Origin of the sequence: Sphingopyxis bauzanensis, assembly GCF_002205675.1 — a bacterium.
Taxonomy (GTDB): Bacteria; Pseudomonadota; Alphaproteobacteria; order Sphingomonadales; family Sphingomonadaceae; genus Sphingopyxis; species Sphingopyxis bauzanensis.
In genome coordinates this window covers 38,975-59,391 of record NZ_NISK01000008.1, presented here as the reverse complement: position 1 = coordinate 59,391, position 20,417 = coordinate 38,975, and the positions used below count along the sequence as shown (strand labels likewise).

The 20,417-nt window shown below is 64.3% G+C and carries 13 protein-coding genes, 1 tRNA gene and 1 pseudogene; 3 read left to right on the top strand and 12 right to left on the bottom strand.

Annotated elements, in window-relative coordinates; translation table 11 throughout:
- Positions 1-108 precede the first annotated feature (108 nt).
- The 8 genes and pseudogenes from CDQ92_RS21760 to CDQ92_RS20015 form a co-directional block, all read right to left on the bottom strand.
- Positions 109-813: a beta-galactosidase trimerization domain-containing protein gene (locus CDQ92_RS21760; protein WP_229667606.1), complete on the bottom strand. Its 705-nt coding sequence runs from the start codon at positions 811-813 to the stop codon at positions 109-111.
- 120 nt (positions 814-933) lie between these two features.
- A pseudogene (locus CDQ92_RS21755) lies at positions 934-2,060 on the bottom strand (beta-galactosidase); the annotation flags it as partial.
- A 623-nt stretch (positions 2,061-2,683) separates the two neighbouring features.
- A complete protein-coding gene (locus CDQ92_RS20040) occupies positions 2,684-4,582 on the bottom strand; it encodes a site-specific integrase (RefSeq protein ID WP_229667604.1) in 1,899 nt (632 codons plus the stop codon).
- An 88-nt stretch (positions 4,583-4,670) separates the two neighbouring features.
- Positions 4,671-4,746: transfer RNA gene (locus CDQ92_RS20035), tRNA-Glu, on the bottom strand.
- A gap of 92 nt (positions 4,747-4,838) precedes the next feature.
- Positions 4,839-6,608, bottom strand: a complete 1,770-nt coding sequence (gene recJ, locus CDQ92_RS20030) for a single-stranded-DNA-specific exonuclease RecJ (RefSeq protein ID WP_088444036.1) — start codon at positions 6,606-6,608, stop codon at positions 4,839-4,841.
- A complete protein-coding gene (locus CDQ92_RS20025; protein ID WP_088444035.1) occupies positions 6,605-8,128 on the bottom strand; it encodes a PH domain-containing protein in 1,524 nt (507 codons plus the stop codon). The genes recJ and CDQ92_RS20025 overlap by 4 nt, the downstream gene beginning before the upstream one ends.
- Complete coding sequence (locus tag CDQ92_RS20020) at positions 8,125-8,655, bottom strand: PH domain-containing protein (protein WP_088444034.1); 531 nt, start codon at positions 8,653-8,655, stop codon at positions 8,125-8,127. The genes CDQ92_RS20025 and CDQ92_RS20020 overlap by 4 nt, the downstream gene beginning before the upstream one ends.
- 25 nt (positions 8,656-8,680) lie before the next feature.
- Complete coding sequence (locus tag CDQ92_RS20015; RefSeq protein WP_088444033.1) at positions 8,681-10,642, bottom strand: alkyl/aryl-sulfatase; 1,962 nt, start codon at positions 10,640-10,642, stop codon at positions 8,681-8,683.
- A 66-nt stretch (positions 10,643-10,708) separates the two neighbouring features.
- Between CDQ92_RS20015 and CDQ92_RS20010 the strand changes: the two genes are divergently transcribed.
- On the top strand, positions 10,709-11,197 hold the full coding sequence (locus tag CDQ92_RS20010) for a flavodoxin family protein (protein ID WP_088444032.1): 489 nt from the start codon (positions 10,709-10,711) through the stop codon (positions 11,195-11,197).
- Between the two features lie 84 nt (positions 11,198-11,281).
- Here the strand turns inward: CDQ92_RS20010 and CDQ92_RS20005 are convergent, their stop codons facing one another.
- Genes CDQ92_RS20005 through CDQ92_RS19995 form a run of 3 tightly spaced genes read right to left on the bottom strand, consistent with a single transcriptional unit; the run spans position 11,282 to position 14,029 of the window.
- Positions 11,282-12,253, bottom strand: a complete 972-nt coding sequence (locus CDQ92_RS20005; RefSeq protein ID WP_088444031.1) for an alpha/beta hydrolase — start codon at positions 12,251-12,253, stop codon at positions 11,282-11,284.
- A 1-nt stretch (position 12,254) separates the two neighbouring features.
- Entirely contained in the window at positions 12,255-12,650 is a 396-nt protein-coding gene (locus CDQ92_RS20000; protein ID WP_088444030.1) for a cupin domain-containing protein, read from the bottom strand.
- 2 nt (positions 12,651-12,652) lie between these two features.
- Positions 12,653-14,029, bottom strand: coding sequence for a pectate lyase family protein (locus tag CDQ92_RS19995; protein ID WP_088444029.1), 1,377 nt, complete (start codon positions 14,027-14,029; stop codon positions 12,653-12,655).
- A gap of 260 nt (positions 14,030-14,289) precedes the next feature.
- Here CDQ92_RS19995 and CDQ92_RS19990 point away from each other — a divergent pair, with 260 nt between their 5' ends.
- Together CDQ92_RS19990 and CDQ92_RS19985 are read left to right on the top strand one after the other, a co-directional pair.
- Positions 14,290-17,118, top strand: a complete 2,829-nt coding sequence (locus CDQ92_RS19990) for a TonB-dependent receptor (protein ID WP_088444028.1) — start codon at positions 14,290-14,292, stop codon at positions 17,116-17,118.
- A gap of 78 nt (positions 17,119-17,196) precedes the next feature.
- Positions 17,197-18,804, top strand: coding sequence for a family 43 glycosylhydrolase (locus CDQ92_RS19985; protein WP_088444027.1), 1,608 nt, complete (start codon positions 17,197-17,199; stop codon positions 18,802-18,804).
- Here CDQ92_RS19985 and CDQ92_RS19980 read toward each other — a convergent pair.
- Positions 18,801-20,282, bottom strand: a complete 1,482-nt coding sequence (locus CDQ92_RS19980; RefSeq protein WP_088444026.1) for a UxaA family hydrolase — start codon at positions 20,280-20,282, stop codon at positions 18,801-18,803. The genes CDQ92_RS19985 and CDQ92_RS19980 overlap by 4 nt on opposite strands.
- Positions 20,283-20,417: the final 135 nt, after the last annotated feature.

Here is a 20,417-nt window from a genome sequence, read left to right as displayed (position 1 = left end):
AATCAGGTGCGGCGCTCGCCGGACGGCTTCACATTGGTGTCGATGCCAAGCCACGCAGAGGGTCGTGCAACGGCCAAGCCAAGCCCCAAAAACTGCGCTAAATGTCAATCAACGTGTAGCGCCATTCTCGTTTTTACGAAACAGAGCGACCCCCGCAGCTTCCACGCGGCGCCGACCAAGAATAAGCTGGCCGTCGAGGCTTGACGGAACATCCTGAGGTTCCTTGGCATAATTGAAGGCGAAAACATGATCTCCCGCCTGTCGCAATCGCAGGCCTTGTGGCAAGTCATGTGTGAATAGGTCGGTATCATCGACGGCGCGCACAAGCAGCGCGCGAACCAACTCCGGCGTAGGCCAGGCGCCAAGATAGCGTGTCCTGCCCGCGCGCCAGCTGGCAATGGTACCGTCTGTAGCTATCAAGTCCGGCTCGGCCTCAGTCTCGAGATGTTCCAGCCACTGCGAGATTTTCCAGCCTCCGCCGCCGTGCTCCAGTCCCGGACGTAGACTCTCGACCCGCGCGACCTTGCCCGGGAACAATGGGCCGGGTGGCAGCCCGTTGGGAATTGCAAAATCAGAATCGCGACTGCCCGAACGTGGTCCGATGATAACCTGACCCTTGAATTGCTCCAGATTACGCAGCAGTATCTCAGGCACGATCGGCAAGCACGGGACGACACACAGCGCATAGCCGTCGAGCGATGTGGAAGGATGGACGATATCAACGTTCAGCCCCATTCGGCGAAGCCCCGAGTAAAAATCGAAAGCCGCCCACAGCGCTGATAGACCGGCCCCTTGCGGCTGGATGCTTGTCACCCAGTCGGCCTCATATGAAAATATCAAGGCAACGTGTCGGGGCGCCGAGCCCAACGGCCCGAGTTTACGAATCTCACTGGCAACCTGTGCGACCTCTCCCAGTGCCGGGGCTGACCCATCATCGGGTCGGAGCAGGCCAGCGTGCAATTGTTCTTGCCCGAACGGCGCCTGTCGCCAGCGAAAATAGCTGACCAATTCAGCGCCATGGGCCTCGCTTCCAAGGTCCAGAGTCGGACCATCCCGGCCATGGGCGCTGGATTATGCCGCGCCCAGTTTACTGGTCCCGGCTGCTGTTCCAGTACCCACCACCGGCCATTCGCCGCACATCCGCGATACAGATCATGGTGAAAAGCCGCGATGTCGGGATGGCCCTGGCGCGCGTAAGCAAGCTTCTCAGCGTCCGAAAAGCGGAAAGTCTCAAGAAAACCGAGCGGGTAACTGTCCCATCCGACCGCGTCGAGATCGGCCGCGACGGCGTGATGGTCGAACTCGGTGAAGAAGCCCATGAAATTATGGACGACGTCGCGTCCCGGCGACAGCTCGCGCAAAATATCGACCTGCGCCCGGTTGAACGTCGCCACTTCTTCCGACGCAAAGCGGCGGAAGGCCAGCCAATGCGCCGGATTTGCCTCGGTGACCGTCAGATTGGGCAGTTCAACTTCGTCGAACGAACGATACTCCATACTCCAGAAGACATTACCCCAAGCTGCATTGAGCGCGCCTATCCCGTTGTAATGGGCTGCCAACCAGAGACGGAATCCGTCTCTTGCCGCATCGGAAAAGCTCAGCACCGTATCATGACAGCCATATTCGTTGTCGGTCTGCCATGCGACGATGGCGGGATGTCTGCCATATCGTTCGGCCAACGCACGCGTGATGCGCGCGGCCTCGCGGCGGTAGCCTGCATTGCTGAAACAATAGTGTCGCCGCGATCCGAATTTTCGGGTCTCCCCGTCGCGGTCCACCGCAAGCATATCGGGCATCCGATCCACCAGCCATTTGGGCGGCGTAGCCGTCGGTGTGCCCAGAATGATTCCCAATCCCGCATCATGAAGCGTTTCGATCGCGCGGTCGAGCCAGGCCCAGTCAAATCGTCCCGCTTCCGGTTCGATCCGCGACCAGGCGAATTCGCCGATGCGCACATGCGAAAGGCCAGTTTCGGCCACTAGCAGCCGGACGGCCACTCGCTCGATTGATATGTAGAAGCCGTTGCCGAGTGAGTCTGAGCGCGCACGTGGGCTATCCATCGAAGGTAGAGCCAGCACCGAAAGTTGCGCGGATGAAAGATGCGACTCGACGGAAAGCGCGATCTCCGTTCTCTATAGGTGCGACAGCGCTCGCGACAGAGGATACCATGCCACCGCAAGCTCCAATTCCAGGGTCTCGTCGTCGTCAGGGTGCATTTCTGCGGACACAATGGTGGTGTGCTTGGAACCAAAAAATATACGGTCCTCGGTGAAATCTATGAGTTCCGCGAGTCTTCGACCGCGTAGCGCCGTTAATACGGTTGTTGGGAATTGGTGATTGCTTAAAAACAAACGTGCAAGAGGTTTGTTTGATACAGCGTTCTGGGGACTATGATAGTCCTCTAAGACTTCAGAATAATGGTATCCTGGCGATAAATAACCTAGGAAAAACGTGTTCTTTCCGTAAGTGTCAAAGCTGCCGACCCCGTGATGAATTTCGGATTGTCGGCTTACCAGCGTACGCTTGGGGGACGAGCTGTATCCCAAGCTCAGCACCTCAGAGTCTCGCCGCGACCGAATGCCAGCGAGAAAATTGGATCTACTGGTACCGGCCATCTTCAAAAATCTAACCGCATGGGCCGATATCAATGGGTTGCTCGCCAGCAGCCGATCTGCCGCGACAGTCATCGAACAGCCCGCCGACCGGGACGGACCGACATTCTTCCCGACGATCGAGTGCCTGCGTGGGCGTCGGGTAATGCTTCAGGGCGTTCGGCAGCCACTTTAATCGCATCCCAATCGACGAAACTGAACCCAATCCGCTTTAAGTGGGCTGCAAGATTGCCGATCGCCCGTCCCAAACCGTAGCCTCCGCCAACATCTGCGGGCGAATGCCCCATAAGCTGGTCGTGCACGTCCTTGGGAATGTCGGCATCACGGCAGAGATCCTTGAAGCTGTGTCGGAAACTATAAAACACGAGGCGGGGGTCGTCGCCCACGGCATTGTCGATCAGGCGGTTGGCGCGGCGGCTCGCCTCCTTGGTCTTTACGCCCAGTGAATCAGCCAGGAGGTCAGGAAAAAGCCGGACTGTTCCGTTCGAGCGCATCCGTTGGACGTAGTCGAGAAATCCGAGCTCAATTAGTTTGGTATGAAGCGGTATCACGCGAATAGAACCCTCGGTCTTCACCCGCTTGCGCTCTTCAATCTCGTCCATGACGTGGTCAGTGACGTCGATATAAGGAATCCCTTGCTCGGACTTGATGTCCGCGAGCAATATCTGACCAAGTTCCTCAATTCGAGCGCCTGTACAAAGGCCGAGCAGAAACAACCAGCGCAGGGTCGAATCGGAGACCTTCGATTTGCTCAGGGGGTCAGACCACGGAGCGGTGAACAGCTCGGCCGCAAACAGTTGAGCGAGTTCGTCCTCAGTAAATGGGCGCCGTTTGCTCTTTTTTGTGTATCCTTCGACTTTGATACCAGCGCCGGTATTCGCAGCTATGAAGCGCTCCTGGAATGCGAACCCGAGGAGAGCTTGGACCGCACCGAGATATTTTTTGATCGATTGCGGGGATATGCGGTCTACGCCCGACCTGTCGGCATAGAGCGCGTGAATATCGACGAACTTCATCATCCGATGCACTCGCGGCATACTTTTAGGTAGTACTGCTACGGCATCGCGAAATTCGAACAGATCGTTGGGCGTGATCTCGCCGATGCCGACATCGCCGATGTAGCTTTTGAAATAGCGCACGGCCGTGTTCGTAGCGGCCTGCGCTTTGAGCGTCGGCTTGCGCGCCGCGATCCATCGCGCCTCAAGAGCGTCGAGCTTCATGTCCGGCTGGAGCCGGCTCGCGTTTTCGCGGCGCCGGGCCGAGGGAAGCACGGCAACTTGTTCGCGGACTTGCGCCGAACCCAGCGCATCAGCCAATGCATCGGCAAGGGGTTCGTCGATCCCGCGATTGGCCTCCTCGGGTAGTTTTAGTTCACGTTTTAATTTCGCGACGGCGAAGCTGAGCAGGGGACGCCAACGGCGGCGCGGTACCCGTTTCTGAAAACTGAACCACAGCTCGCCAGGGTCTCGATGGACCGAAGCATGGTGAGCCTCGATTCGAGCGAGTGTTTCGGGAGAAAACTCATCGTCGATATCACTTCCCGCCAACTTCTTGCGATAAGCGATCCATTCGGCAGAACTCATGTCTTGTGCGGTGGCCCGATGGTCTCCCGATTGATCCGCGACGGCGTCGTCGAGCTCCTTGAGGAAGAAGGCGACATCCATACCGCCGCTCGCAAACCCGGTAGCGGACCGGGCGGTGAGGAGGCGGTCGACCAGGACGCGTGCCTCGTCGGAGGTGAACGATCCTGCGACACCGTTTGCGAGCGTGGCGCGAAACTGATCGCACTTCTGCTCAAATTCACCATTGGCTATCGCCAGCTTGCGTTCTGCATCACGGGGATCGGCGGTGCCGAGGCTCACCTTGTAGAGTTGGCCGCAAGCGAATGCTCTTTGCAACGGCAGCGGAATGCGGCGGCGGAGGTAAAAAATGCCGCTGCGAGGATCGCGCCAGAGTCCCTTCGGATTCATGATTGTTCGTCCTTTGTGTACTCATTTGGTGTACCCACCGAGTCACTAACGAACAGAAAACCGAGACTTCTGCGCCTTTCCGGCGATTTGGTGACCCCTACGGGACTCGAACCCGTGTTTTCGCCGTGAAAGGGCGACGTCCTAGACCGCTAGACGAAGGGGCCGTCATTCGGTGAAGCGGCGCATTAGACTCGCATCTCCATACGGTCAAGCGCGCTGGCGCTGCGCTCGCGCAAAAATATTGCGCGGCGTGGGTTCAATCGGCCCAGGCAGCGTCCTCAAGATGGAGTTCGGCGGCGGGGCGGCTGCCCCAATCGTCGCGTTTGGCGCGGCCCGCGAGCCATAATTTTCGCCCCCCGCGCGCGTGGAGCAAGGTCTGGCCGAGCTCGGTTTCGGCGCTGCGAAAGGCGACCGCCTTGAATCGTCCGCCGTCGTCTCCCGATACGATAAGCCGGACATGGTCGGTGCCGACAATGCTCGCCTCGACGATCCGTACTGGGCCGGTGGCGACGCGCGGCGCGGGCCAGCCGGCGCCATAGGGACCGGCGCTTTCGATCGCGTCGCACCAGAGCGGCGAAATCCCCCGCGGCGCGAGCACTGCGTCGATCAACAACGCCTTGTCGCCGCTCGCGCGCTCGACATCGGCGGCGAGGCGGTCGTTAAGGAAAGCCCCGAGCGCATCGACTTTGTCGGCGTCGACAGTCAGCCCGGCCGCCATCGCGTGGCCGCCGCCCGCGACGAGCAACCCGCTTTCCTTGGCGGCCAGAATCGCGGCGCCAAGGTCGACGCCGCTGATCGAGCGCCCCGATCCCTTGCCGATGCCTGCGTCATCGAGCGCAATGACGATCGCGGGGCGGTGCATCCGTTCCTTCAGTCGCCCCGCCACGATGCCGATCACCCCGGGGTGCCAACCTTGCCCGGCGACGATCGCGACCGGCGCGTTGGCGCAGGCGGTGCTGGCGGTCATTGCTTCGTCAAGCACCCCCGCTTCGATCGCGCGGCGCTCTTCGTTGAGACGATTGAGTTCCTGCGAAATGTCGGCGGCCTCCTGCGGGTCTGACGTTGTCAGCAAGCGCACGCCAAGGTCCGACTTGCCGACGCGGCCGCCGGCGTTGATCCGCGGGCCAAGCGCAAAGCCCATGTCGCTCGCAGTCGGCGGCTTGGTCAGCCGCGCTGCGTCCATCAGCGCCGCCAGCCCGGTGTTGCCGCGCCGCGCCATCACCTTCAGCCCCTGCGTCACCAGCGCGCGGTTGAACCCGGTGAGGCGCGCGACATCGGCAACGGTGCCGAGCGCGACCAGGTCGAGCAGGTCGATCAGTGCCGGCTCGTCGCGCGTTGCAAAGAAGCCGCGCGCGCGCAGGGTGCGGAGCAAGGCGGCGCCGAGCAGAAAGGCGACCCCGACCGCGGCTAGATTGCCGTGGATCGCCGCATCGGGCGCTTCGTCGAGCCGGTTGGGGTTCACCAGCGCCAGCGCCGCGGGCAGGGTGGTAGCGCATTGGTGATGATCGACGACGATCACCTCGACCCCCGAGGCATTGGCCTCGGCGATTGCCTCGAACGCCTGCGCGCCGCAATCGACGGTCACGACCAGCTTTGATCCCGCTTCGCCGATCTTGACCAGCGCCGCGCCCGAGGGGCCATAGCCTTCCATCAACCGGTCGGGAATATAGGCGCCCGCGGGCAGACCGAGTCCGCGCAAGAGCCTGACAAGCAGCGCCGCCGAGGTGGCGCCATCGACGTCATAATCGCCAAAGATCGTGACCGCCTCTTGCCGTTCGACCGCATCGGCGAGTCGCGCCGCGGCGGCTTCCATGTCGCGGAACAGCGACGGGTCGGGCATGAAGCCGCGCAGGGTCGGGGTGCGCTGGCGGTCGAGATCGTCGCGGGTTACCCCGCGCGCGAGTAGCAGCTGGGTGACCAGATCGTCGGGGGCGAGATTTTCGGCGGCCATGTCGGCGCTCGCGCGGCGCCAATGCCAGGGCTGGCCGAGGATCGAGCGGGTGATACCGAGCGCGGCGTCGCTCATGCTCGCGCTCGCGCGGTCAGGATGCGGTCGCGCAACGCGCGCGCGGTCGCGATGGGGATCGCGGGAATTTCATGGCTTGCCAGCGAACTGCCGCCGGGGACGCCGAACACCAAGGTCGCGAGGCCGAGCGGGCGCAGGATGAAATCGCTTTTGAGGTCGACGCTCTGCACCGATGCGTGCGGCAGCAGGGTCAGTTTTGGTTTCCAGAAACCGCGCCGGATCGCGACCTGTTCGCCCAGGTCGGTCCAGCGGTGGAAGCGCGCGCCGAACAGCGACGCGGCACCGATGAGGACGCCGAGCACCGGCCCGAACCAGCCGAGCGCCTGCCCGAACGACACCGCGACGAGCCCGCCGACGCTCGCGCCCAGCGCGCCGACCAGCCCGCCCAGCGCGATAATGCGGTGGCTTTGCTTCCACGCGGCGTCGCCATCGGGGCGCGTAATCGCGACTTCGGCCAGCACAGGATCGATTGATTCCAGCTGCGCGAAGGGGACGACCTGATGGTCCCGCTCCTTCTCACCGTCGCTCGCCAGGCTCTGCAGCCGCAGTTCGTGCCAGCCGAAACGCTGGCGAAACCAGCCGGTGACAAGGATCGCCGCCTGCACGCGGCGCACGGGCACCGCAACGTCGGTGCGCGTCGTCAGCCCGCGGGTGCGGCGCAGTGCGCGCGGCTCGCGGGTCAGGCGAAAATCAAAGTTGGCGAACATCATCGTGATGATCCCGCTCGCAAATCCGATCAGCAGCAGCGACAGCGCCGCGCCGATCCCTGCGACCCAGCGATGCGCGAGCAGCCATTGGTCGAGCCCAAAATCTTCGGCGACATCGGCCCAGTCCATCGGGTTGAAGATATTGAATTTGAACGGCAGCAGATTGTCGAAGAACTGCATACCCGCTCCGACGACCGCAAGCGCAGCGAGCGAGAAGTTGAACAGCCCCGCCAGCAGCAACTGGCGCGGCGTCATCGCGAACAGCAAGCGGTCTTCGGCCATTAGTGGTGCGTCGGGCGTATCGCTGGCGGCGACCACCGCCACCTCGCCGCTGCGGTGGGCGCGGATCGTCGTGCGCAGCGCCTGCGCGGCATCGAGCGCGATTGCGTCGAGGTCGGCGTCATTTTCCTTGCCACCCGCGCCGGTTTCGAACCCGACCTTGGCGATGCCCAGCGCGCGCGACACCAGCCCCTGTTCGATGCTGACGTCCTGAATGCGGTCGAAGGGGATGGTGCGGTGCTGGCGCGACAGGACGCCGCTTTCGATCACCACCTCATCGTCGCCGACCAGAAAGCGAAAGCGCAGCCAGTGTAGCCAGGCGGCGACGAGCGAAAAAAGCAGGAAGGCAAGGATCGCGGGGACGATCCACACCCAATTGCCGGTGAAACCCAGCGCCGCGACCGCGGGAAGGAAATTCAGGCTGCGCGGCCCCAGCTTGACGATCGCGAGCGCCAGCGTCGCGGGGTGCAGCCGCTGCCAGTTTGCCTCGTCGTCAATGATCGGTGCGGCCGCAGCCGCGGCGGTGTCGGTCATGCGAAATCGGTCTGGATATGCCGCCGGATCGTCTCGCGCATCGCGGCGGCCAGATCGGCGGGCAGCCCAGGCAGGGTGACAGTGCTGTTATGCGTGCCCGACGTGTGGACGATCAGGTGCGACAGCCCAAACCAGCGCTCGACCGGCCCCTGCCCGACGTCGATGTGCTGGACACGCACGAAGGGCACGATGGTGTCGGTGCGAAACAGCCAGCCGCGCGCGACGCGCAGCTGCCCGTCACCGATCTTGTAGCCCCAGCGCGACACGCGCCGCGACGGAAAGGTCAGGATGACAATGATCGCGACCAGCCACGCGAGTGCGGTGATCAGTCCGTAGGGCCCCTCGATATGGCGAACCAGCATATAGTCCAACACACTCGCCCCGATCGCGAGCGGGATCAGGTTCAGCGCCGTCGCGACGCGCAGCACCTGTGCATAAGCGGGATCGACGGGGTCGAGCCCCTCGGCAGCGTTGAGCGCCGCGGGGTCGAACGGATCGGTCGGGTGGACGGCGGGGGTGTCGGTCATGCTCCTCCGTTACCGTGTTAGAGGCCTATGGCACAACCACATTGAAGCGTGGATCGGCGGGTGGGTGCAGCGCGAACCAGCTGAGGAACGCCATACGGTCGCCCTCGATCCTGATCGCGCCCGACTGCATCAGCGCCGGGAACTGCGCCTGCCCCAGCATCACATCGTCGAGCGTCTTGCGATCGAGCGCCACCGTCGCGGTCGGCGCGGTATCGGTCACGCCATAGCGCGGCACCTCGACCCCGCCGCCGACGACCACCGCCACCGTCTCCTTGCTGTCGGGCAGCACGAACTGGAAAATCCCCTTGATCGCCAAACCCTTGGCGGCGTCGAAGCGCGTTGCGAGCGCATCGAAAAACACCGCGGTCGGGATCGCACTGACGAACGACCGGCTCTGGCCATTGCCCGACACGCTGGTGATCGCATTGCCGCGCAGGCTCGCCGCGCCCGCGAGGTAATAGTTGCGCCACGCCCCCGATTCGGCCTGATAGCCGAGCTGGTCATAGGCCGACGCGAGTGCAGCGCGCGCCGCCGGATTGTCAGGCTCGGCGAACACCAGCTTGTTCAGCAATTCCGCCGCCCAGCGATACTCGCCCGCCGCAATCGCCGCCTTGCCCGCCGCCAGCAGCTTATCGGCCCCGCCCGCCAGCGCGACATATCTGGGCCCCGATTGCTCGGGCGGCAGCGGATTGAAATTGGCCGGATTGCCGTCCCACCAGCCGAAATAGCGCTGATAGACCGCCTTCATGTCGTGGTTGAGCGTGCCATAATAGCCGCGCGTCGAGAAATCGCGGGCCTGCACCGGCGCTTCGGCGGTCGCGTCGGCGAGTTCGTGCAAGGTCGCGCCGCGATTGGCCAGGAACAGGGTGCGGTCATGGACATAACGATAGGCATCGCGCTGGTTCGCCAGCAATGTGCTGACCTCGCCCGCACCCCACGTCGGCCAGTGATGCGATGCGAGCGCCACTTCGGCCTGACCGCCCCATTTGAGCAGGGTCGCGTCGATCACCTTCGACCAGCGCAGCGCATCGCGCACCTGCGCGCCGCGCAGCGTCAAGATATTGTGCAAATTGTGCGTGACGACCTCGGTCGTGTGCAGCGCCTTATACGCGGGGATGTAGAAGACGAACTCCGACGGCGCCTCGGTGCCCCCCGCATCGAGGAAATCGAATGCCAGCCCGTCGATGGTCAGCGGCCCGCCGTTTTCGCTGACCGTCTCGGTCGGCTCCATATAGCCGATCGTTCCCGACGACAGCTTCGGCCCCAACCCGGTGTCGACCTGTCCCGCGGGTCCGGGGTTCAGGATCGACCCGAACATATAGAGCGCGCGCCGCCCCATCGCGCCGCCCGCGAGGACGTTCTCGGCGGTCGCTTCGTCCGAAAAGCCGTGCGGCGCGATGATACGGATCTTGTCGCGCTGGACCTGTTCGGGGGTGACGATGCCGCCCACCCCGCCGAAATGGTCGCTGTGGCTGTGCGAAAAAATCACCGCCTTGATCGGCCGCTTGCCCGCTTTGGCCTCGACCGTATCGGCGAACAATTTCCAGCTGGCCGCCGCCGCTTCCTCGGACAAGAGCGGGTCGACGACGATCCACCCGCTCTTGCCGCGGATGACCGTCATCACCGACAGATCATAGCCGCGCAACTGCCAGATCCTGTCCGGCACCACCTCGAACAACCCATGCACCGCGTTCAGCCGCGCCTGGCGCCACAGCGACGGGTTCACCGTGTCGGGCGCGGTCTCGCTGGCGAGAAAGGCGTAGGGGCGCCGGTCCCAGATGATCTTGCCGGCGCTGTCGGTAATCACCCCATCAGCAATCTCGGCCAGCTTGCCGCGCGTCGCATTCGCCATGTCGCGCGGATCGCCCAGCGGCAGGCGTTTAGCGAGTTCGGCCTGCGCAGTGCGCGTCGCCTCGCTAGCGGCGTCCTGCGCGATGGCGGCACAGGGCAGGGCGCTGGCAAGCAGCAGGGCGGTCAATCGGCGCATCTTGTATCTCCCCCATATTTTGGCAGCAGCTTGCGCCGCGCTCCGCCGCTTGGCAAGCATCGGCGGATGACCGACGCGCCCACCCTGCTGATCGCCTGGCACAGCCGCACCGGCGGCAGCGAAGTGCTGGCGCGCGCCGCGGCGGACGGTGCGGGTCCTGCGGCCGCGCTCGCGCGCGCCGCGGATGTGACGCCTGACATGCTGTTGGCGGCGGGCGGCTATCTCTTCATCGGCCCCGAAAACCTCGCGGCGCTGTCGGGCGCCATGAAAGAGATGTTCGACCGCTGCTATTACCCCTGTCTCGGCAGGCTCGAAGGCCGCGCCTATGCGACGATCATCTGCGCCGGATCGGATGGCGAAAATGCCCAGCGCCAGCTCGACCGCATCGCGACGGGCTGGCGGCTGAAACGCGTGGCGGACGGCGTGATCGTCAACACCGCCGCGCAGACTCCCGAAGCAATACTGGCGCCCAAAACGATTCCCGCCGACCGCTTGGCGGAAGCCAATGATCTGGGCGCGGCGCTGGCCGAAGGGCTGGCGGCGGGAATCTTCTGACCAGCGCGCGCTGACCTGCCGAGCGCCCGGTGGTCCTGCTCAACCCGTCGTCACTCCGGCGTCCTTGTTGGGGCTGCGGATCGATCACGCGATCCGGTGCGATTGCAGCCAGTTCCACAGCAGTTCGGGCCAGATCGCAACCGGCAGACCCACCGTCTTCATCAACCCAAAACCATGCTCGCCGCGTTCGAAAAAATGCGCCTCGCACGGCGGCCCGACGGCGCGTGTAGCTTCGCGTAACCGGACACTGTTCGCGGCCTTCACCACGCTGTCGTCTTCGGCATGGAGCAGCCACAGCGGCGGCTGGTCTGGGCGGACATTAAGTTCGGGTGAGTAGAGCTTTTCGCGCGCCGGGTCGGGGTTGGCGCCGACCAATTTCTCGCGACTGACCGCATGGGCGATCACCGGGTCCATCGATACGACGGGGTAGATGGCGGCGAGCGCGTCGGGGCGCGCCAACAGCGAATCGGCGGTGTCGACCGACGCATAGACCTTCGCGTCAAAGCGCGTCAGCAGGCTCGCCGCGACCTGTCCGCCCGCCGAAAAGCCGCCGAAGACGACGCGGGCGGGATCGATCTGATCGAGCGCGGCGCGGCTGCGCACCATGCGCACCGCGCGCTGGGCATCGGCGAGCGGGACGTCTGCCCCGTTTGTCCAGCCGTCGCCGGGCAGGCGGTAGAAGAGTACATAAACGGTCACGCCGCGGTCGCGCAGCCAGCGCGCCAGCTCATAGCCTTCCTTGTCGATCACGACATAGCGATAGCCGCCGCCGGGCGCGAGGATCACCGCGGCGCCATTGGGCTTGGCAGGGCGGAAAATGTCGAGACGCGGGCGGGTGATGCCTTGCAGCATGCGGTCGCTGGCGTTCGGATCGTCGCTGCGTTGGACGACCTGTTCGACGAGGCCGGGCGGTGGCTTGATATGACCCTCAGGCCAGAGTGGGATCCGCGCATCGGGCGCGACACCGGCGGGCCGCGTCCACGCCGCCTGGGCCGCCGCACTCGCGAACGGCAGCGCGAGGCTGGCGGTCAGCAGCGCACGGCGGTCGAGCGCCATCCTATTTGCCCGCTTTGTTCGGATAGGCGATGATCAGCACCAGCGGCTCGGTGCCGGTCTGGCGGATGCCAACCCTGGCTCCGCTGTAGAGCCACGCCGCCATTCCCGCTTTCAGCTCCTTCTCCGTACCGTCCGAATGGACAACGCCCGTCCCCGACAGGACGTAATAGATCTCATCATGATCGATCGGATGCACGCCGATCGCCGCGCCGACGTGCAGCGCACGCTTGCGGAATTCGAAACTGCGCGGCGCCGGGATGCTGTCGCTGATCCGGTACGCTGTGGACATGCCGATCGCGCCGTGCGGCGGCGGCTCCTCGCGCACCGTGTCGGCCTCGTCGATCACGATCATCGCGGGGGCGTTGGCACCGGCGAGCAGCAGCGCGGCGAGCCACATCGTCACTGACCCGCCCGCGAAGCGCGGTCGCGCGGCGACAGGATTTCTTGCGGCATCGGCGCGGTCTGGCCGGGGTAAAGCCCCGACCGCGGCTCCATCGTCGCCAGGTCCCAGTCGGCCTCGACAAAGGGCGCGCGAACGGGCGGCGCGACCTTGGGATAGGCGCTGACCTCATTCTCATCGTCGATCACCTCGCCGCGACCTTCGGCGATAAAGAACAGCACCCGAATCTCTTCGGCGTCGCGTGCCCATGGCCGCGCCCCCGCGCTCGCCAGCACCGATGTTTCGACGTCGCGCACCGGCAGGATCTTGTACCCCGTCAGCGGTGCGAGCGGCGTCTTGGCGCGGATCAATTGCGCGCGGGTTTCGCCATAACGACCGAATTCGGGCAGCGGCTGGCCATGGCGATCGACCAGCAGATTATCCTTGCCATAATAGGCAAGATCGCCGTCGCCGCCGAGCATCAGGAAGGGCAGGCCGGGATCGGTGTCGTTGCCGCCGCGCATGACATTGCCGACCGCGGTGATCTCGCCGGTCACATAGGGCTGGCCGACCCATTCGAGGTTCATCAGGTTATAATGCACTGCGCGGTGCTGCGGATTATAGATCAGATTGTTGACCATCAGCGCCTGCGCGCCGCCCTTGATCAGCGGGTTGCGCTCGACATTATGCGCCCAGACGTTGCGGTAGAAAACGATACCGGTGGCATTGTCGTGGATCAGCGATCCCTTGCTATGCTCGCCCTTGGGATGGCTCGCATCGGCGAGACCTTCGGCGGCGAGATTGTTCGAAAAGGTGATGTTGCGGCTGGTGCCATTACGCCAATCGGCGACCGTCTTGCCGGTGAAGCGCGGGCCCGATGCCGACATATTTTCGTCGATCCCCCACATCAACGTGCAATGATCGACGATGACGTTGTGCGCGGCGACGGTCGAGAAGGTGTCGGCTTCCCACCCGCTGCGTTTCGGCTGGCCGTCGACCCCGGTATAGATGCGCAGGTGGCGGATCACGACGTCGTGCGTCTTCACGTCGATGCCGGTGCGGATCAGCGTGATCCCCGGGCCGGGCGCCGTCTGGCCAGCGATGGTCAGATAGGGGTGGGTGACGCTGATCGTCGTGCGCCCCATGTCGATGACGCCGCCAACCTCGAACACGATGATACGCGGCCCCGGCGTTTCGATCGCCGCCTTCAGCGATCCCGGACCGTCGGGCGCGAGGGTCGTGACGCGCAGGATCTGGCCGCCGCGTCCGCCGACGGTGTGCGCGGCGGGACCGACCGCGCCGGGGAACGCCAGCGGCGCTGCGTCGGCGGTCCATGCCGGACTCGCGGGCATCGCAAAAGCCAGCAGAAGCGCAGCCAGCCAAGGTTTTTTGGGCATCCCGTCTCTCCATTTCATTGGGGTATTGACACGGTCGTTCCAATCCCTCTATCTTCCTGACACCGGTTACCCCAATCGGTCAACGATAAATTATTCCAAGGGAGAGGGGATTGGGCCGCCAGTCGCAACAGGCGACGGCGCCATCATCACTCTCAAAAAATTTCTGGCCAGGCGATCGCGCCGATTTGTCTGGTCTCGCAAAGTAACCGGTGTCATTTCTTGCCTCAGCAAGAGTTTTGGCCGACCAAGGGAGGATGATAATGGCTATTCATGCAACGCGGGGCCTTCGCGCTTTGACTCAATTGGCGTGCGGCGCTTCGCTTGCCGCGCTGGCAGTGTCGCCGGCCTTTGCGCAGGACGCGGCGCCTGCTGCCGACGATGCGGTCGCGACCGAAGACGAGATCGTTGTCACCGGCTTCCGCGCCTCGCTCGACAAGGCGCTTGATGTGAAGCGCGAGTCGGTCGCTGCGGTCGACGCAATCGTTGCCGAAGACATCGCCAAATTCCCCGACCAGAACCTGGCCGAATCGCTGCAGCGCATTCCCGGCATCACCATCCAGCGCGACGGCGGCGAAGGCCGCGGCATCACGGTGCGCGGCCTCGGCTCGCAATTCACCCGCGTCCGCGTCAATGGGCTCGAAACCGTTGCGACCTCGACCGATGGCGCCTCGGCGAACCGCGACCGCGCGTTCGACTTCAACGTCTTTGCCTCCGAACTGTTCAGCTCGATCGTCGTCCACAAGACCGCGTCGGCCGAACTCGACGAAGGCTCGCTCGGCGCGGTCGTCGACCTCAACACTGGCAATCCGCTCGCGGGCAAGAGCGGCTTCACCGCCGCGCTGTCGGCGCAGGGCAGCTATAACGACCTGTCCGAAAAGGTCGGCCCGCGCGTGGCGGGTTTGCTCAGCTGGGTGAATGATGCCGGCACGCTCGGCTTTGCGGTGTCGGCCGCCTATTCGGACCAGAAGACGCTCGAGCTCGGCAACAACACCGTGCGCTGGGCGCAAGCGCGCTTTGATTCGGTCGATGGCACGCCTTGCTTTTCAAACAACAACGCCGGCGGCACCTATGTGCCAAGCGCGGCCTGCAATGAAGTCGCGCTCGCATTCCACCCCCGCATCCCGCGTTACGGCGAAATCGCGCACGACAAGGAGCGGCTGGGCGTCACCGGGTCGATCCAGTTTGCCCCGACCGACGCGACCAAGATTTCGCTCGACGGGCTCTATTCCAGCTTCAAGCATCAGCGCCGTGAGCGCTGGGGCGAGGTGTTGCTGCGCAGCAACGAACGCTCGATCAACGTCAGCGACTATGTGATCGACGGCGACAATAACCTGATCTCGGCGACGCTCGACGATGCCTGGGTGCGCACCGAACATTATCTGCGCCAGGCGAAGACCGAATTCTACCAGTTCGGCGGTAGCTGGGACCAGGACGTCAGCGACAATTTCCGCTTCACCCTGCTCGGCGGCATGTCGAAATCGACCGCATCGATCCCGCTCGAAACGACGCTCGTTTTTGATGACCGCGACGCGCAGGACTATAGCTACGATTACAGCAATATGGCGCGCCCGGTGCTGACCTTTGGCACCAGCGTCACCGATCCGGCGAATTTCCAGCTCGCCGAAATCCGCGACCGTCCGTCGGAGGTGGAAAACAAGTTCCGTACTGCGCAGCTGCGTACCGAATGGGACGTCGCCGACGGCTTCACGGTCAAGGCGGGCGCGGTCTATCGCCGCTTCGACTTCTCCAGCATTGCCTTCACCCGCGACACCGTGGTGTGCGGCAATGGCGGGGTCGATCGCGTCCTCGGCACGCTCACCTGTTCGCCATCGTCGGCCTTTGGACCGACCGCCGTCTATGGCTTCCCGGTGACATCGTCGCTCGCCGAGCTGTTCACGCTGGGCAAGGCGGGGCAGCCCGCGGGCACCACCACCGAATGGCTCGTCCCCAACCTCGAAGCAGGGACGGCCTTTACCGGTCTTTATAACCGCACCCCCGCGCTCGACGCCGGCAACAACCGCAGCGTGCGTGAAGAGGTCAAGGGCGGCTATCTGCAGTTCGATGCCAAGGGTGAGCTTGGCGGCCTGCGCTACGCGCTCAACGCCGGTGTCCGCTATGTCCACACCGACCAGACGTCGAGCGGGCTGAGCAGCGGCGCCGCGGTCACCGTCGAGCGCAGCTATGAAGACTGGCTGCCGTCGATGAACCTCGCGCTGTTCCCGCACGACGACATCATCATCCGCGCCGCAGTCGCCGACGTGATGACGCGTCCGACGCTCGGCAATCTGACCCCGGGCGGGTCGGTCGACGGGTTCAACTACCGGATCAACTACGGCAACCCGTTCCTCGATCCGTTCCGTGCAACCTCTTACGATCTCGCCTTCGAATGGTATTTCGCGCCGCAGTCGATCTTTTCGGTCGCCCTGTTCAAAAAGGACATCGCGAGCTTCCCGGTGTCGACGACGACCAGCGGCACCTTCGCCTCGACCGGCCTGCCGACGTCGATCATCCCGCCAAGCAGTCCCGCCGCGATCAACCCGGAGGGCCAGCTGTGGACGATCAACTCGATCGGCAATGGCGAGGGAGCCAGCCTGAAGGGTGTCGAAGTGTCGCTGCAGGCGCCGTTCACCTTCCTGCCGGGCTTCCTGTCGAACTTCGGCGGCATTGCCAATGCGACCTTCGTCGACTCCGACGCCGACTATTCGGTCGCGGGCCCGTCGATCGTCCCTGGCGGCGCCAATATCGGCGCGATCCGCAACGGCACGCTCTTCAACCTGTCAAAGCGCGCTTACAACGGCACGCTCTATTATGACGACGGCAAGTTCAGCGCCCGCGCCTCGATCAGTTATCGCAGCCGTTATGCCGACGCCAATAGCGGCACCGGCAACGTGTTCGAGGGCTATGGTTCGACGATCAACGTCGATGCTTCGATGCGCTATGCGATCACCGACAATATCGAACTTTCGATCGAGGGCATCAATTTGACCGACGAATATCGCTATCGCTTCACCGATATCGATGCCGACCGCAATTACGAGAACAACCATTTCGGCCGCACCTTCCTGTTCGGTGCGCGCGTCAAGATCTGACGCATCATAAAGGGTAGTCCCGGTGAGGCCCGGTCTTCGCTTGCGGGGGCCGGGCCTTTCTTTTTCAAGGAATGCAAAATGACCGATCGCCGCGACATGCTGAAACTGGCCGGAACGGGACTGGCGGGCGCGATGGTCGGCGGTCTGGGGCTATCGCGGGCCGCGGTCGCGCAACCGAAACCGGTTGCGGCTGCACCGCCCTGGGCCAAGGGCTTCGACGGTCAGCGCAAAGCCGATCTCGGCGACGGGCGTTTCCTCAATCCGATCATGGCTGGCGACCACCCGGATCCGTCGATCCTGAAGGACGGCGCCGACTATTACATGACCTTCTCGACCTTTGACTCCTATCCGGGGCTGGTCATCTGGCATTCGCGCGACCTGGTGAACTGGCGCCCGATCGGCCCGGCGCTGACGCGCAATATCGGGTCGGTGTGGGCGCCCGAACTTTGCAAGCACGGCGAGCGCTACTTCCTCTACATCCCCACCAAAGGGCCGAACACGAGCTGGGTGATCTGGGCCGACAAGATCGAGGGGCCGTGGAGCGACCCCGTCGACCTGAACCTTCCCAATCATATCGATCCGGGCCATGCGGTCGGCGAAGATGGGTCGCGCTGGCTGTTCCTGTCGGGCGGCGACCGCGTCCGCCTGTCGGACGACGGGCTCCGCCGCATAAGCGAGCCCGAGCATGTCTATGATCCGTGGCGCTACCCGTCGGATTGGGTGGTCGAGGGCTTCGCGCCCGAAGGCCCCAAGATCACCCGCCACGGCGGCTACTACTATATGATCACCGCCGTCGGCGGCACCGCAGGACCGCCGACCGGCCACATGGTGATCGCGGCGCGGTCGAAGTCGATCCATGGGACGTGGGAAAACTGCCCGGCCAACCCGCTCGTCCGCACCACATCTGCGGCGGAAAAATGGTGGTCGCGCGGCCACGCGACGCTGGTCGAGGGGCCGGCGGGCGACTGGTGGAGCGTCTATCACGGCTTCGAAAATGGCTATTGGACATTGGGCCGTCAGGCGCTGCTCGATCCGATCGAATGGACCGACGACGGCTGGTTCCGGATGACCGGCGGCGACCTGTCGCAGCCGATCGCCAAGCCGAAGGGGGGCACGGCAGGGCCGCACGGTATGGCACTGTCGGACGATTTCAGCACGCTGGCGCTCGGCGCCAAATGGAATTTCTTCAAGCCCGCAGCAGACGAGCGCAGCCGCGCGCGGGTCGAGGATGGCGCGCTGGTCTTGAAAGCGCGCGGCAAGGCGCCGGTCGATTCGTCGCCCTTGCTGCTGATCGCGGGCGATCAGGCATACCGGTTCGAATGCGATATCGAAATCGCCCCCGGCGGCACAGCGGGGCTGATCCTCTTTTACGATGACCGGCTCTATTGCGGGCTGGGGTTCGATGGTGAGCGATTCGTCACCCATCAATACGGCATCGAACGCGCGCGCCCGGCCAACCCGCATGGTCGCAAGCTGCGGATGCGGGTGACCAACGACCGCCATATCGTGACCTATGACACCAGCGGCGATGACGGCAAAACCTGGACCAGATTCGATCGCGGCATGGAAGTGTCGGGCTATCACCACAATGTTCGCGGCGGTTTCCTGATGCTGCGCCCCGGGCTTTACTCGGCGGGAGAAGGCGAGGCGCGGTTCCGCAATTTCACGTTCCGCGCGCTCGGTTAAAGCGTCACGCCCGATTTCCAGATCGCGATGTCGCGTTCCTCATTCGCCTCCGCCCTGGTCGCCTTGCCCGATGCGGTGGCGATGATCAGGTCGAGCAGTGCGTCCGAAGCCATATCGAAGCCATCGCCGATCACCATCCCGGCATCGAAATCGATCCACCCTGATTTGCGCGCCGCAAGCTCGCTGTTCGAGGCAATTTTCAGCGTCGGGGCGGGAAAGCCGAGCGGGGTGCCGCGGCCGGTGGTGAACAGGATCACGGTCGCGCCCGCGGCGGTCAGCGCGGTCGACGACACGGCATCGTTGCCCGGCGCTTCGAGCAAAGTAAGCCCTGGGAGCGTCGCTTCACCGCCATAAAGCTGGACATCGACGAGCGGGACCTGGCCGCCCTTCTGCACCGCGCCGAGCGATTTTTCCTCGAGCGTCGTGATTCCGCCGGCGATGTTGCCGGGAGAAGGGTTCTCGCTCACAGGCTCGCCGTTGCGGGTGAAATAGGCCTTGAAATCCTGTACCAGCTGCGCCGTTCGATCGAACACGTCACGCGACACCGCGCGGTCCAGCAGCAGCTGTTCGGCGCCGAAGATTTCGGGGATTTCGGTCAGGATGACCTTGCCTTCGGCGGCCGCGACGGCATCGGCCATGCGACCGACCAGCGGATTGGCGGTCAGGCCCGACAGGCCGTCGGACCCGCCACATTTGACCCCAAGGGTCAGCGCCGACAGCGGCGCGGGGGTGCGCCGGGTATCGGCGCAGGCCTCGACCAGTTCATCCACCAACGCGAGGCTCGCCGCCTCGTCATCCTCCACCGCCTGCGCCGACAGGGTGCGGATATGGCCGCGGCGACCCTCGGGGATGGTGTCGAGCAATGCGGTGAGCTGGTTGCTTTCGCAGCCGAGCCCGACGATCAGCACTCCGCCCGCATTCGGATGCTGCGCCAACGCCGCGACCAGGCCGCGCGTGTGGCCCAGATCGTCGCCGAGCTGCGAGCAGCCGAACGGATGCTTGAACGCGTGAATACCGTCGAGACGTCCGGCATGGCGGACGCCCGCGATTCGCGCGACGCGCGCCGCCAGATTGCCGACGCAGCCGACGGTGGGCAGGATCCAGATTTCGTTGCGCGTCCCGACACGCCCATCGGCGCGGGCATAGCCCATGAACTGGTGCGCGGACGACGCGAGCGGCGGGACGGCGAGGGGCGGCGCATAGACATAATCATCGCTCCCGGTCAGCGCGGTCGCCAGATTGTGGCCATGGACATGCGCACCCGCGGCAATTTCGGCGGTCGCGACACCGATCGGAAAGCCATATTTGATCACGCTGGTCCCGCGCGCGATCGGAACGAGCGCCAGCTTGTGCCCGCGCCCTATTGCTTCGCTGATCGTCAGGCGCTGTGAACCGACGGCCACCGCGCCGTCCGCCGCCAGGTCGGCCAGCGCGGTGGCGACATTGTCGGCCGCATGGATTCGGATCGCATCGCTCATCTGCCGTTTTCCACCCTCGTTCGCGGCGCCAACATCGCTGTACCTTCCGCGCGACCCGGATGCGGCTTGGCTGCCGCCGCAAGCCGGCATTTTGTCATCGCCGCCAGCTATTCGCTTGCTTTTGACACCGGTGTC

Bases quoted from the DNA above. Each gene is read 5' to 3' on its own strand.
- CDQ92_RS20040 (WP_229667604.1), bottom strand. From the start codon at position 4,582: ATGAATCCGAAGGGACTCTGGCGCGATCCTCGCAGCGGCATTTTTTAC.
- recJ (WP_088444036.1), bottom strand. From the start codon at position 6,608: ATGAGCGACGCCGCGCTCGGTATCACCCGCTCGATCCTCGGCCAGCCC.
- CDQ92_RS20025 (WP_088444035.1), bottom strand. From the start codon at position 8,128: ATGACCGACACCGCCGCGGCTGCGGCCGCACCGATCATTGACGACGAG.
- CDQ92_RS20020 (WP_088444034.1), bottom strand. From the start codon at position 8,655: ATGACCGACACCCCCGCCGTCCACCCGACCGATCCGTTCGACCCCGCG.
- CDQ92_RS20015 (WP_088444033.1), bottom strand. From the start codon at position 10,642: ATGCGCCGATTGACCGCCCTGCTGCTTGCCAGCGCCCTGCCCTGTGCC.
- CDQ92_RS20010 (WP_088444032.1), top strand. From the start codon at position 10,709: ATGACCGACGCGCCCACCCTGCTGATCGCCTGGCACAGCCGCACCGGC.
- CDQ92_RS20005 (WP_088444031.1), bottom strand. From the start codon at position 12,253: ATGGCGCTCGACCGCCGTGCGCTGCTGACCGCCAGCCTCGCGCTGCCG.
- CDQ92_RS20000 (WP_088444030.1), bottom strand. From the start codon at position 12,650: ATGTGGCTCGCCGCGCTGCTGCTCGCCGGTGCCAACGCCCCCGCGATG.
- CDQ92_RS19995 (WP_088444029.1), bottom strand. From the start codon at position 14,029: ATGCCCAAAAAACCTTGGCTGGCTGCGCTTCTGCTGGCTTTTGCGATG.
- CDQ92_RS19990 (WP_088444028.1), top strand. From the start codon at position 14,290: ATGGCTATTCATGCAACGCGGGGCCTTCGCGCTTTGACTCAATTGGCG.
- CDQ92_RS19985 (WP_088444027.1), top strand. From the start codon at position 17,197: ATGACCGATCGCCGCGACATGCTGAAACTGGCCGGAACGGGACTGGCG.
- CDQ92_RS19980 (WP_088444026.1), bottom strand. From the start codon at position 20,282: ATGAGCGATGCGATCCGAATCCATGCGGCCGACAATGTCGCCACCGCG.